The sequence below is a fragment of the Burkholderia sp. AU18528 genome (assembly GCF_002223215.2).
Classification (GTDB): domain Bacteria; phylum Pseudomonadota; class Gammaproteobacteria; order Burkholderiales; family Burkholderiaceae; genus Burkholderia; species Burkholderia semiarida.
This window is the reverse complement of sequence record NZ_NKFC02000004.1, coordinates 292,223-305,624: the sequence shown is the minus strand read 5'-3', so window position 1 is coordinate 305,624 and position 13,402 is coordinate 292,223. Positions and strand designations below refer to the sequence as shown.

The following is a 13,402-nucleotide window of genomic DNA, read 5'->3' as shown; positions in this document are numbered from 1 at the left end:
CCTGCATGCGAAATATAGACTCAAAGTCTACTATAGACTATAGGGGATACGAGGATGCAGCCTCGGTGCTCCATATCGAAATTTCTTTCGGCCGCCATAAACACCTTTGATTTCATGGCATTTTTCGTGACCCCGACTCCGAAACAGCATCTCGAAAATAAAAACTCTCACGACTTTGTTTGTCTATACTAGACTTTTCGTCCATCACAAATCCCGCAGAACACCGTCTTTCGAGACTTTCTGTCCAGCCCGAACCGGAGATGCCCCATGACGCAAACCGTCCCCACCCTGCCGCTGACCGTCGACGAAGCCGCGGTGCGCGCGGCGCTGCCGTCGCTCGACGTGCTCGGCACGCTGCGCCGGATGTTCGCGTCGCTGGCCGCGGCGCGCGCGGTGCAGCCGCCGCAGACGCTCACGCTGTTTCCCGACCGGGCTGGCGACTTCATCACGTATCTCGGCGCGCTCGCCGACGAGCAGGTGTTCGGCGCGAAGCTGTCGCCGTATGTCGTGACAGGCGGCAAACCTGTCGTCACCGCATGGACCGCGCTGATGTCGATGCAGACCGGCCAGCCGCTGATGTGGTGCGACGCGGGGCTGCTGACCGTCGAACGCACGGCCGGCACGACGGCGCTTGCGGTCGACTGTCTCGCGCCGCGCGACGCGCGCCATCTGGCGATCGTCGGCGCGGGCGCGGTCGGCCTCGCGCACCTGCGGCACACGGCGGCGCTGCGCGACTGGGACACGATCCGCGTGTACTCGCCCGCGCTGGCCGGCGACGCGGCGCTGCAGGCGAGCCTGACCGCGCTCGACGCACGCGCACGCGCGGCGGCGAGCGTCGAGGCCTGCGTGCGCGACGCGGACGTGGTGATGCTGTGCACGTCGTCGGGCACGCCCGTGCTCGGCGACGGCATGCTCACGCGTCCCGCGCTCGTCACGTCGATCAGCACGAACGTCGCGCACGCGCACGAAATCCCGCCCGCGTGGCTGCCTGACATGGACGTCTACTGCGACTACCGGCACACGACGCCCGCGAGCGCGGGCGAGATGCAGATCGCCGCGGCCGAGCACGGCTGGGATGCCGGCCGGATCGTCGGCGACCTGCCCGCGCTCGTCGCCGGCACCTGCGCGGCGCCGTCGCGCACGCGTCACGCGCTGTTCCGCTCGATCGGCCTGGGCCTCGAGGACATCGCGATCGCGCACGCGCTGTACACGCATCTGACGCACGCATGAGCGGCACGCGCACACGGGGCCGATACAATGGCGCAACCGCCGCGGCGGCCGCGCGCGGGCGCACGGGCATGCCGGCCGGCGGTGGCCCGGCCCGCCGGCCCGACACGCTGCCCCGCTCCCGCCCACCCGAGATCGCGACACCGATGCGCAAGAAGAAATCTCCCGTCAAAGACCTGCTGCTCACCCGCTATGCGCCGATCGCCGACGGTATCGCCGCGCTGTTCTTCCCGTACGCGGAAGTCGTGATCCACGACCTGCACGACCAGACCGTGCTGTATCTCGCGAACAACCTGTCGAAGCGCGAGGTCGGCGACGATTCCGCGCTCGAGGAAATCGATCATTCGGCGCGCGAACGCGTGATCGGCCCGTACGAGAAGCTGAACTGGGACGGCCGGCGGATGCGCTGCGTGAGCAACGTGCTGTTCGACGACGAAGGCCGGCCGGCCGGGGTGATGTGCATCAACTTCAACATCGCGGTGTTCGACGAGGTGCGCGCGACGCTCGACCTGTTCATCAAGGGCGCGGGCGTCGTCGCGCAGCCCGACGAACTGTTCCGCGACGACTGGCAGGAGCGCATCAACACGTTCCTGCACGGATGGCTGCGCGAGCGGCAGGTCGGGCTGAACGGGCTCACGCGCGAGCACCGGCGCGAGCTCGTCGAGGCGCTGTACGCGGAAGGCGCGTTCCGCGGCAAGAGCGCGGCGAACTACGTCGCGAACGTGCTCGGGATGGGGCGCGCGACGGTCTACAAGCATCTGAAGCACCTGAAGGAAACGCAGGGCGACGCCTGAGCGGGATGCGGCGGGCGCGATGACGCGCAGGCTTCGCGCCATCGGCACCGGCCTTCCGGTTCCGCGTCCAAGCCTCGCGATGCGCGGGTGCAGCCCGGGTTCCGCGCGGGCCCGCCGCCGAAGCGCCGAAGCGCGGCAGCATAAAATGATATAGTCGCAGTTACATTTTTTTTTGCCGCCCCGAACCGCCCATGACGACCGCTCCCGCTCCGACTGCCCGCCCGACCCTGACCGTCGAAATCTGGTCCGATCTGATCTGCCCGTGGTGCTGGATCGGCAAGCGCCGCTTCGACGAGGCGCTGGCCGCGTTCGCGCACGCCGACCGCGTCGACGTCGTGCCGCGCGCGTACCGGCTGATGCCCGGCCAGCCCGTCGAGCCGGTCGAGGCGATGCTGGCAGGCAAATACCGGATGGCGCCGGCGCAGGTCGACCAGATGCTGCGCCAGGTGACCGATGCGGCCGCGAGCGTCGGGCTGCGCTACGACCTGCCCGGCACGCTGGTCGGCGACACGCTCGACGGCCACCGGCTCGTGAAGCTCGCGCAAGCGTCGGGCCGCGCGCACGCGCTGACCGAGCGGCTCTATCGCGCGTATTTCTGCGAGCACGGCTCGCTGTTCGATCATGCCGCGCTGACCGAATTCGCGGTCGAAGCCGGGCTCGAGCGCCCGGCCGTCGAAGCGGTGCTGCGCAGCGACGCCTACCGCGACGAAGTCGAAGCCGACATCGCGCGCGCCGAACAGATCGGCGGGCGCGGCGTGCCGCTGTTCGTGTTCGGCGGCCGCTACGCGGTGTCCGGCGCGCAGCCGGCCGACGCGTTCGCGCAGGCGCTCGACCAGGCATGGCGCGACGGCGTCGTCGAACTCGGCGGCAGCGACGCGGCCGCCTGCGGCCCCGACGGCTGCGAACTGCCGGCCCGGTCGTAACGTGCCTCGAATACCGCGTGCGCGTCCCGCCGGACGCGCCGCCACGACTACGCTTCGCTGCTGCCACAAACCGGCAGGAAGCCCGCGCCGATGACGTCTACAATGCCTCCTTTCAAATAACTATCAGAGAGAAGGCTGAGCGCCCATGACCCACGGTATCCACGGCGAGAAGCGCTGGTATGCGCTGATCGTGCTCTGCCTCGGCGTGCTGATGATCGTGCTCGACAGCACGATCGTGAACGTTGCGCTGCCGTCGATCAGCACCGACCTCCACTTCACCGAAACGGCCCTCGTGTGGGTCGTCAACGCGTACCTGCTGACGTTCGGCGGCTGCCTGCTGCTCGGCGGCCGGCTCGGCGACCTGTACGGCCAGCGGCGCATGTTCCTCGCGGGCCTCGTCGTGTTCACGCTCGCGTCGCTCGCCTGCGGCCTCGCGCAATCGCAGGCGATGCTGATCGCCGCGCGCGCGGTGCAGGGGCTCGGCGGCGCGGTCGTGTCGGCCGTCTCGCTGTCGCTGATCATGAATCTCTTCACCGAGCCCGGCGAGCGCGCACGTGCGATGGGCGTCTACGGCTTCGTGTGCGCGGGCGGCGGCAGCATCGGCGTGCTGCTCGGCGGGCTGCTGACGAGCTCGCTGTCGTGGCACTGGATCTTCCTCGTCAACCTGCCGATCGGCGTCGCGGTCTATGCGATGTGCGTCGCGCTGCTGCCGCGCACGCGTGCGCCGGCCGGCACGGCCCGGCTCGACGTCGCCGGCGCGATCACGGTAACCGCGTCGCTGATGCTGGCCGTCTACGGGATCGTCGGCGGCAACGAGGCCGGCTGGCTGTCGACGCAGACCGTCGCGCTGATCGGCGCGGCCGTCGTGCTGCTCGCGCTGTTCATCGCGATCGAGTCGCGCGCCGCGCATCCGCTGATGCCGCTCACGCTGTTCGCCGCGCGCAACGTCGCGCTCGCGAACGCGATCGCCGTGCTGTGGGCGGCCGCGATGTTCGCGTGGTTCTTCCTGTCCGCGCTGTACATGCAGCGCGTGCTCGGCTACGGGCCGCTGCAGGTCGGCCTCGCGTTCCTGCCGGCGAACCTGATCATGGCCGCGTTCTCGCTCGGGCTGTCGGCGCGCATCGTGATGCGCTTCGGGATCCGCGGCCCGATCGCCGCCGGCCTGCTGATCGCGGCATGCGGCCTCACGCTGTTCTCGCGCGCGCCGGTCGACGGCGGTTTCGTGTGGCACGTGCTGCCCGGGATGGCGCTGCTCGGCATCGGCGCGGGCGTCGCGTTCAATCCGGTGCTGCTCGCCGCGATGAACGACGTCGATCCGGCCGATTCCGGGCTCGCGTCGGGCATCGTCAACACCGCGTTCATGATGGGCGGCGCGCTCGGGCTCGCGGTCCTCGCGAGTCTCGCGGAGGCCCGCAGCGACGCACTGGCGGCGGCGCAAGCGGCGCCGCTCGACGCGCTGAACGGCGGCTACCATGCGGCCTTCGCGTTCGGCGCGGCGTTTGCGGCCGTGGCCGCGCTGACCGGCTTCGCGCTGCGCATCCGGCCGCCGCGCGCGGTCGAAGGCGCCGGGCCCGCGATGCACTGACCGTCGACGGACGGGCCGGGAACCGGCATCGGATCGGGGCGCGCATCGTCGCGCCGTTTTTGTGCGCGCGGGCCACGCGGCGTACGCGCCCGGTTCGCCGCCGCTTTCGGGCCAGATCATCGTCGTCGGGCGCGCCCGCCCGAACGCGCGTTTCACGTCCCGCCGGCCGCCTGCCGGGCGGGCCTTCGCGGCCGATTTTTAACGCAGTCGTCCATTGACGCGTCACTTTTGCGACAATGGCGGACTTTGACGCGCACGCCACGGGCCGCGCGCCGCCGCCGAACGCCGCATAACCGCCTGCTTCCGATGTCGCTTCCCCATATCGATCTGCTGTACTCGCTGTCCGGCCTGTTCGTCGGCATTCTCGTCGGCCTGACGGGCGTCGGCGGCGGTTCGTTGATGACGCCGATTCTCGTGCTGCTGTTCGGCGTCCACCCTGCGACGGCGGTCGGCACCGACCTGCTGTACGCGGCCGCGACCAAGGCCACCGGCACGCTCGTCCACGGCCTGAAAGGCTCGGTCGACTGGCGCATCACGGGCCGGCTCGCGGCGGGCAGCGTGCCGGCCGCGGCGCTCACGCTGTGGTGGCTGCACACGCACGGGATGAACACGCCGGGTACCGCGCGGATGATCCAGCTCGTGCTCGGCGTGGCGCTGCTGCTGACGTCGCTCGCGCTGATCTTCCGCCCTCAGCTCACCGCATTCGCCGCGCGCAACCCGCTCGCGCCGAGCCCCGCGCGCACGCTGTGGTCGACCGTGCTGACGGGCGCCGTGCTCGGCGTGCTCGTGTCGATGACGTCGGTCGGCGCCGGCGCGATCGGCGTGACCGTGCTCCTGCTGCTGTATCCGCTGCTCGCGACGACCCGCATCGTCGGTTCCGACATCGCGCACGCGGTGCCGCTCACGCTGGTCGCGGGGATGGGCCACTGGCTGCTCGGCTCGGTCGACTGGTCGATGCTGCTGTCGCTGCTGCTCGGTTCGCTGCCCGGCATCGTGATCGGCAGCCTGCTGTCGGCACGCGCGCCCGAGCGGCTGCTGCGCAACCTGCTCGCGTCGACCCTGGTCGCGGTCGGCGTGCGGCTCGTGCTGGCGTAAGCGGGCACCGCTCCTGACGAACAACGCCGTCCCGGTGCTGCGTGCGCGCCCGCAGCTTCAGCACGCGTTGCAGCGCAGTACGGTTCGCGAGGATGCCGTCGTAGAAGTTGGCGAGATCGCCCTTCAGCGCGGTCCGCGACGCGTCGTTCAGGCAGATCATGTGGCCCGACGGGTCGTTCTTGATCGTCAGGTTCTGCGCGTTGAACGCGGTGCGACCGATTCCAGACGACGCGCAGAAAAAAGCCGGACGGCTGTCCGGCTTGCACGAGGCGGCGCGACGGCCGCCGTCAGAGCGGCACGTCGATCGTGCCCACGCCGGTCGTGATCGCGTTCGCGCCCGGCGCGGTCGAGATCGGCGGCAGGTTCGCGCTCGACAGCGCGGGCGCGGCGCCCGGCGTGCCGCCGCGCGGTACCGTGCGCACCACCTGCGACGGCGGCAGCGGCGCGCCGCTCTTCAGATGCTTCCACATCAGGTTCAGCGCCTGCACGTTGTAGTAGTGAACCGGCACGAAACGCGTATCGAAGCCCGGAACCGACAGGAATGCGTCGAAGTGCTGGCCGTTCGTCACTTCGTAGAACACCAGCCGGCTGCGCCCGGCTTCGCTGATCCCGTTCTGCGCGACGTACGCGCGCGACGCGTGGTTCACCGGCACGAGCGCGTCACCGCGGCCCTGCACGATGATCGCCGGCTTGCCGTGCAGGTTCGCGTTCACGCGCACCGCGTCGACGTTCGCGGGCATCCCGAGCATTCCGTTCGTCCATAGCTGGCGCAGGCACAGCGCGCCCGCGAAGCTCGCATCGGGCGTCGCGAGCCGGTGGTCGACGCCCGCGCCGTCGTTGAACACGAGATTGATGCCGGCCGTCGGCGGCACGCCGTTGCCGGCGCCGAATACGGCCGGCATCGGCGATGCGGCGGGCGCCGCGACCGCGCCCGTCGCGTTCGTCGTCGCGAAGCTGAAGTTGCACAGGTTGTCGGTGACGCGCGAGCGCGTGTATGCGTTCGCATAGGTGACCGCGATCGCGGGAATCGCCTGCGAATCCCACATCGACGCCTGCAGCAGGTCGGAATCGTCCAGATAGCCGGCCGCGTGGAGCTGCGCGAGCGCGTCGGCCGCCTGGCTCTGCGTGTCGGCGCCCGACACGAGCCCGGCCGCGGCGAGCGTCGCGCAGCGCTGCGTGCGGATCGACTGCGTGGTCGCGGCCGGCAGCGCGCTCAGGTACGGCGCGCCGGCGAGCGACGCCGATGCGGCCGCGCACGGCTCCAGCAGGTTCGCGAGCGTCGCGTAATCGGCCAGCGGCCGGCCGAACGACGGCACCGGCTGGCCGCCCGCGCGGACCACCGCGTTCGGCGCCATCCGCACGTTGATCTGCGGCTCGCCGACCACGACCGCGGTGATCCAGCCGCGGTTGTCCTGCTCGGCTGCCGCGAGCGACGCGCCGCCGCCGTTGCTGACCGACGCGGCGATCGTCGTGATGTCGCCCGCGCGATAGCGCACGCCGCGACGCGAGCCGTCGATCAGCGGCCCGAACTGCTCGTTGAGCGCCCAGTACGCGAATTCGACCGACTGCAGCGTCACGCGCCCCCAGTCCTGCTCGGGATTCTGTTGCGAATGCGCGTGCTTGAACGCATAGCGGTTCGGGAAGCGGTTGTTGAACGCGGCGAGATCGCCGCTCGTCACGTTCGCGGTGAACAGGCTCGCGGTGCCGGCCAGCACCGCGTTGGCGAGCGTGCCGTCGATCAGCGTGACGGTGTCGGAGCCGAGCTCGTGCGCACCGTTGCCGCCGCCCTTGTCGTTGTAGGCCACCGCGCAGCCGCGCTTGAGCGCCCACTCGCCGGCCGCGGAAATCGCGCCGTACACGCCGCGCGAGCCGGATGACGTCGCGGTGACGATGCACGGCTGCGCGGGATCGAAGCGGGCGGGCACCTGCACGAGCAGCGTGACGTTTTTGGTGCCGCTGCCGTCGTCGGCATACGCAAGGTATTCGGTGCCGGGAATCTTGCCTTCGCCGAGCGTATCGTTGCCGTCGAGGTCGACGTTCGGCCCCCAGAAGCGGCCGTAGCCGCCGTTCGCGCTCATGTCGACGAGCGCGCGGTAGTTCGACCAGATGGCGAGGCGCCGCAATTCGGCGCTCGTCGGCCGCGCCGGATTCGCGAAGCCGGGCGCGCTCGTCGCGGCGAGCCCCGTCTTGCCGAGGCCGGCCGTCAGCAGGTCGTCGCTCGCGCCGTCGTAGGCCGTCGTGCGCACGCTGCCGGACACGAAGCCGGGCAACCGGTTGCGCTCGGCCGACTCGTCGCCGTTGCAGGCGCCGAGCATCGCGACCGCGGCCAGCGCCGCTCCCCACACCACCCGCCTGCCCCACCCGAGCTTCGTCATCGCCGCCCCCTCGATATCGTTATCGGTCCGCCGCCGCGCCGCGCGCGGCTTTCGGCCTCTGAAGCGCAAACGGGCCCCGGCATGCCGGGGCCCGCTGGAAACGGGCGCACGCGGCGCTCGCGCGCCGCCGCCCGGCGTTACTGCTGCTGAACCGTCAGCTTGTTCGAGACCGACGTCACACCCTTCACGCTCTTGGCTGCCTCTTCCGCCTTGTCGATCTGTGCCTGGTCGGGCACCGTGCCCTCCAGCGAGATCGCGCCGCCCTTCGAACGCACGACGATGTTCGCCACGTCGATGCCGCCCGCCTTCGTAATGGCCTTGCGCACCGCGTAGCCGAGCTTGCGGTTCGCCTTCTTCGCGGTTTTCGCGGCGGCCTTCGGCGCGCTCGCTGCGGCCGCCGGCGCTTCCGTCGCCGCTGCGTCGCTCGACTGCGCATACACGCTGCCCGACAGACAGGCCGCCACGGCGGCGACACCCAACGCTCTCAACACGATCGACTTCATGCTATCTCCTTATCACTTCGGAACGGCCGTGCACAGTACGGCCGGATACCCCCAAAAACAGCCGGCCCGCGCGCGAACGGGCGGGACAGCCGGTGTTTTCCACGGCGATACGAGAGAGGCGGCACGGGCCGGCGGCCGGCGCACGCGAGAAGCGGGCCAGCCGGGCCGGACAGCCGCCGGCCGGACGCGCCCGGTCTCATGACGTGCCGGGTCGCGCGCGATTCGGGCGCGGCTGCGTCGCACAATGTAATCCAGCGCCCGCCGAAGCGCAAAGCTTTTGACGCGACGGCCGCCGCCGCTGTCGCCGGACAGCCGCGCGAGCCCACCCGACTCGCGCATGCGCGGCGAAACCGGGTACCATCGCCGCGAGCATCCGTGTCGTCCGGTGACGACCGTCACCGATGCGTCACGCCAGCGTCATCCACCCACCCCATGAAGCCTGCCAGCCCTCGCCCGCCGCGCCGCATCCTCGCCCGCTTCGTCGCCGTCTCGTGGCGCGACCTCGCGCTGTCGATCGGCCCGACCGTGCTGCTCGCCGGCGCGGCCGTCTGGCTCGCGGTCAAGCTGATCCAGCCGGCGCCGCCGTCCACGCTCGTGATCTCGGCCGGGCCGCCCGGCAGCACGTACTGGAACGCCGCGCAGAAATACAAGACGATCCTCGCGAAAAACGGCGTCACGCTCGACGTCCAATCGTCCGAAGGTTCCGCGCAGAACCTCGCGCGGCTGTCGAACCCGAACGCGCCGGTCGACGTCGGTTTCGTGCAGAGCGGCATCGGCCCGAAGGAGCGCGACGAGCATCTCGTGTCGCTCGGCAGCATCGGCTACGTGCCGCTCGCGATCATGTACCGCGGCCCGGTCGTCGCGCGGCTATCCGACTTCAAGGGCAAGCGGCTCGCGCTCGGCGCGGAAGGCAGCGGCGCGCGCGAGTTGAGCCTCGCGCTGCTGAAGATGAACGGCATCGTGCCGGGCGGCTCGACCGAGCTGCTGCCGACCGCCGGCGAGGACGCCGCGACCGCGCTGCTCGACGGCAAGATCGACGCGGCCTTCCTGTCGGGCGACTCGACGCAGATCCCGGTGATGGCGAAGCTGTTCCGCGCGGCGGGCGTGCACGTGTATTCGTTCACGCAGGCCGAGGCGTATGCGCGGCGGTTTCCGTACCTGACCGCGATCACGCTGCCGATGGGCGTCTACGATCTCGGTCGCAACCTGCCGCCCGCCGACATCCACACCGTCGCGCCGACGATCGAACTCGTCGCGCGCGACTCGCTGCACCCCGCGCTGTCCGACCTGCTGATCGAGGCCGCGCGCGAAGTGCACGGGCACGCGACGATCCTGCAGCACGCAGGCGAATTCCCGTCGTCCGTCACGCGCGGCTTCCCGCTGTCCGACGACGCCGCCCGCTACTACAAGTCGGGCAAGAGCTTCCTGTACCGGCGGCTGCCGTTCTGGGTCGCGAGCCTCGTCGACCGGCTGCTGGTGGTGGTCGTGCCGCTGATCGTCGTGCTGATTCCCGGGCTGCGGCTCGTACCGTCGCTGTACGGCTGGCGCGTGCGCTCGCGCATCTACCGCTGGTACGGCGCGCTGATCGCGCTCGAGCGCCGCGCGCTCGGCGAACACACGGCCGAGGAGCGCGTCCAGCTGCTCGACGAGCTCGACGACATCGAGGAAGCCGTGAACCGGATGAAGATGCCGCTCGCGTACGCCGGGCAGTTCTACGTGCTGCGCGAGCACATCGGCTTCGTGCGCGAACGGCTCACCGCGCAGGAGCCGGACACGCCGGCGGGCCCGCCCGCCGCCGGCAGCCCGCCGGCACGCACGACAAGCGCGCCGCAGCCGGCGGGCGACGCCCCCCGGGCGACTCCCGGTTCCGCATGAGCGGACGATCCGCGATCATTGCTGCATGCGCGCGCCGCCGCGTAACATGGAGGCCGCCGTCAGGCGCCGCACGCCCCACCTTCTGGAGAACGACATGACAACCGGCCTCGATACCGCCCAACCCGCCTGGTTCTTCGACTTCGTGTCGCCGTTCTCGTATCTGCTGCTCGAGCAGCACGACAAATGGCCGGACGTGCCGTTCGATCCCGTGGCCGTGTCGCTCGCCGACCTGCAGCGCCACTGGGGCCAGCGTCCGAGCGCCGACGTGCCGGCCAAGCGCGTGTTCACGTACCGTCACGCGCTGTTTCGCGCGGAACAGCTCGGCATCCGCTTCAAGATGCCGCCCGCGCACCCGTTCGATTCGGACAAGGTGCTGCGCCTCGCGATCGCGCTGCGCGCCGATATCGCGACGGTGCTGGAAATGTTCCGCTTCATCTGGCGCGAAGGCAACGATCCGTCGACGCCGGAAGGCTTCGCGGCGCTGTGCGAACGCGTCGGCGTCGGCCACGGCGACGAGCTGATCGAATTCGAGGAAACCGCCGCGCAACTGACCCGCAACACGGCCGACGCGATCGCGCTCGGCGTGTTCGGCGTGCCGACCTTCTGGATGAACCAGCAACTGTTCTGGGGCGAGGACGCGCTGCCGATGGTGCTGTACTGCGCGCGCACGCCGAACTGGCTCGAATCGGGCGAGGTCAAGCGGATCAGCACGCTGCCGAAGGGCCGCGCGTGATGGCGTGCGTGATGGCCGGTATCACGCACGGCAACGCACGGCTGCGGTAAGGTAACGGGCTGTTTTCATATGAAAACGGCCCCTTGGCGTCCCCCGCATCCCCCACCAATGGAAGACGACGACCGTACCGCCTCGCTCGACATCTGGCTCGTGCGCGTGTTGCGCACGCTGCTGCTCGAGCGCAGCGTCACGCAGGCCGCGCTGCGGCTGAACCAGACCCAGCCCGCGATCAGCACCGCGCTGCGCAAGCTGCGCGAGACGCTCAACGATCCGATCCTCGTGCGCGGCAAATCCGGCATGGTGCCGACCGAATACGGCGCGTCGCTGCTTGAAGCCGCGTCGCGCGCGCTGCGCGAGGTCGATTTCATCGCGACGCCGCACGGCGAGTTCGATCCGTCGTCCGCGCGGCGCACGTTCCGCGTCGCCGCGCCCGACTACCTGAATGATTTCTTCATGCCGACGCTGATCGAGCGCTTTCGCGACGCGGCGCCGCATGCCCGTCTGGAAATCGATTCGCTGAACCCCGCGCTCGACCACGCGGCCGCGCTCGAGTCGGGCGCGCTCGATCTCGTGATCGGCAACTGGCCGAAGCCCGACCCGCAGTTCGCGCGCCAGGACCTGTTCTCCGACACGATCGTGTGCCTGATGCGCGACGCGCATCCGCTCGCCCGCGAGCCGCTCACGCGCGAAGCGTATGCGTCGGCCGCGCACGTCGCGCCCACCCCGTACACCGGCGACAAGCGCAATGCGATCGAGATCGGCCTGGCACGCGCGCGCCTCGCGCGGCGCGTCGTGACGACGCTGCCGTACTTCGGGATCGTGCCGCAGGTGCTGCTGCAGTCGGACCTGATCTTCACGACGACGCGCCGCTTCGCGACGCACTATGCGCAACTGCTGCCGCTCGTCGTCGTCGCGCCGCCCGTGCCGTTCCCGCGCATCAAGAGCTACCTGCTCACGCACCCGCAGCCCGACCGGCCGACCGACATCGCGTGGCTGTGCGCGCTGATGCAGAGCGTGTCCGACGAGCTGACGGTCGCCCGCACGCGCAAGCGCTGACGCGCGGCCGAAGCGCAGCGCGACGGGTCAGGCAGCGCGGCCGCTCAAACGGTGCAGAAGGTTTCCTGCAGATGGGTCCAGCGTACGACGCCCGCCGCGTCGCGCGCGAACACGGCGGTCGCGCGGCGCGCGGGCAACTCGCCCGCCGCCGCGTGCTGCGCTTCGCGATAGGTGAGCACCGCGTGCGACGCGTCCGCCGCGAGCACGCGGATCTCCGACAGCGCGATGCGCAGCCCCGGCTTCGCGCCGGCCAGCTTCGCGAACAGCGCGCGCATGCCGTCGTGGTCGACCATGCGGCCGTCGGTCAGGATCATCGTGAAGTCGGCGGAAAACGCGGCGAGCAGCGCATCGAGCGCCGCCGGCGCGGTATCGACGCCGGACAGCCAGCGCTCGATGGCGACGAGGCTCGCATCGAGCGCGTCGAGATAGACGGAATGATCGGACATGGGCGCGTGCACGGTAAAGTGAGCGCGGCCCGCTGCCGCGCGTTGCCGTGCAGTGTAGGCAAAAACGCGCGGCCGTGCGCCGACCGCGCGGCATGACCGTTTTACCGCTGTTTTACCGCTGTCTTACCGCGCGCAGGACACCTCGCCGCGTGCGCGCCCGGCCGCGGCTGCCTTCGCATCGGCCACCGGCATCCCCGAACGCACCTGCAGCAACTCCGCGCAGACGGCCACCGCGATCGCGCCCGGCGCCTTGTCGACGATGCCGGCGACGCCGATCGGGCACACCATCTCGACGAGCCGCGCCGGATCGACGCCGCGCGCGGCGAGCCGGCGCTCGAACCTCACGCGCTTGGTGCGCGAGCCGATCATCCCGAAGTATGCGTAGTCGCGCCGCCGCATGATCCGCGCGGCGAGCGAGAAGTCGAGCGCGTGGTTGTGCGTCATCACGAGGAAATACGCGCCGGGCGGCGCCGCGTCGACGACGGCCTCCGGCGTGTCGGTCGGCTCCGGCTGCACGTTGGGCGGACATTCGTCCGGGAACAGCTCGTCGCGCGTGTCGACCCACTGCACGACGCACGGCAATGCGCCGAGCAGCGTGACGAGCGCATGGCCGACGTGGCCCGCGCCGAACAGCACGACGTGCATCGGCGGCGGCGCACCGGTCGCGCGGTTGCGCTGGCCGGTGCCCGGCGCGAACGGCTGCAACGGCGAAGGCGCGCTGCCGCACGCGCCTTCGCACCCCGCGTCGGACGCGGCACGCGGCGAACGAGCGGGGCCGTTCACGCCGGCC

General features: G+C 70.6%; 12 protein-coding genes. 8 read left to right on the top strand and 4 right to left on the bottom strand.

The features are described 5' to 3' along the window. Positions 1 to 267: 267 nt before the first annotated feature. The 5 genes from CFB52_RS04020 to CFB52_RS04000 all read left to right on the top strand — a co-directional run bounded on the left by CFB52_RS04020 (position 268) and on the right by CFB52_RS04000 (position 5,624). Complete coding sequence (locus CFB52_RS04020) at positions 268 to 1,230, top strand: ornithine cyclodeaminase family protein (RefSeq protein WP_099316110.1); 963 nt, start codon at positions 268 to 270, stop codon at positions 1,228 to 1,230. Continuing rightward, a complete protein-coding gene (locus CFB52_RS04015; protein WP_099316109.1) occupies positions 1,227 to 2,021 on the top strand; it encodes a transcriptional regulator in 795 nt (264 codons plus the stop codon). Before CFB52_RS04020 ends, CFB52_RS04015 begins: the two co-directional genes overlap by 4 nt. Before the next feature lie 191 nt (positions 2,022 to 2,212). Next, positions 2,213 to 2,944, top strand: a complete 732-nt coding sequence (locus CFB52_RS04010; RefSeq protein WP_060312797.1) for a DsbA family oxidoreductase — start codon at positions 2,213 to 2,215, stop codon at positions 2,942 to 2,944. A gap of 145 nt (positions 2,945 to 3,089) precedes the next feature. After that, entirely contained in the window at positions 3,090 to 4,529 is a 1,440-nt protein-coding gene (locus CFB52_RS04005; protein WP_099316108.1) for a DHA2 family efflux MFS transporter permease subunit, read from the top strand. Positions 4,530 to 4,835: 306 nt separating this feature from the next. Beyond that, positions 4,836 to 5,624, top strand: coding sequence for a sulfite exporter TauE/SafE family protein (locus CFB52_RS04000; protein WP_059574336.1), 789 nt, complete (start codon positions 4,836 to 4,838; stop codon positions 5,622 to 5,624). 287 nt (positions 5,625 to 5,911) lie between these two features. Here the strand turns inward: CFB52_RS04000 and CFB52_RS03995 are convergent, their stop codons facing one another. Together CFB52_RS03995 and CFB52_RS03990 are read right to left on the bottom strand one after the other, a co-directional pair. Continuing rightward, positions 5,912 to 7,999 (bottom strand): D-(-)-3-hydroxybutyrate oligomer hydrolase, encoded by a 2,088-nt coding sequence (locus CFB52_RS03995; protein WP_099316107.1) that lies wholly within the window; start codon positions 7,997 to 7,999, stop codon positions 5,912 to 5,914. Between the two features lie 137 nt (positions 8,000 to 8,136). Beyond that, positions 8,137 to 8,502, bottom strand: coding sequence for a BON domain-containing protein (locus tag CFB52_RS03990; protein WP_059574226.1), 366 nt, complete (start codon positions 8,500 to 8,502; stop codon positions 8,137 to 8,139). A 432-nt stretch (positions 8,503 to 8,934) separates the two neighbouring features. Between CFB52_RS03990 and CFB52_RS03985 the strand changes: the two genes are divergently transcribed. From CFB52_RS03985 to CFB52_RS03975, 3 genes are all read left to right on the top strand, one after another. Further along, positions 8,935 to 10,377 (top strand): TAXI family TRAP transporter solute-binding subunit, encoded by a 1,443-nt coding sequence (locus CFB52_RS03985; RefSeq protein ID WP_099316106.1) that lies wholly within the window; start codon positions 8,935 to 8,937, stop codon positions 10,375 to 10,377. A gap of 94 nt (positions 10,378 to 10,471) precedes the next feature. Next, complete coding sequence (locus tag CFB52_RS03980; protein WP_059574337.1) at positions 10,472 to 11,110, top strand: 2-hydroxychromene-2-carboxylate isomerase; 639 nt, start codon at positions 10,472 to 10,474, stop codon at positions 11,108 to 11,110. A gap of 108 nt (positions 11,111 to 11,218) precedes the next feature. Next, positions 11,219 to 12,166, top strand: coding sequence for a LysR family transcriptional regulator (locus CFB52_RS03975; protein ID WP_059574228.1), 948 nt, complete (start codon positions 11,219 to 11,221; stop codon positions 12,164 to 12,166). A gap of 44 nt (positions 12,167 to 12,210) precedes the next feature. On the opposite strand, the gene CFB52_RS03970 is transcribed toward CFB52_RS03975, so the two are convergent. Beyond that, the gene (locus CFB52_RS03970) at positions 12,211 to 12,612 is read right to left on the bottom strand and encodes a polyketide cyclase (RefSeq protein WP_059574229.1); all 402 of its coding nucleotides are present in this window, start codon (positions 12,610 to 12,612) and stop codon (positions 12,211 to 12,213) included. Between the two features lie 123 nt (positions 12,613 to 12,735). After that, entirely contained in the window at positions 12,736 to 13,395 is a 660-nt protein-coding gene (gene xdhC, locus CFB52_RS03965) for a xanthine dehydrogenase accessory protein XdhC (RefSeq protein WP_099316105.1), read from the bottom strand. Positions 13,396 to 13,402: the final 7 nt, after the last annotated feature.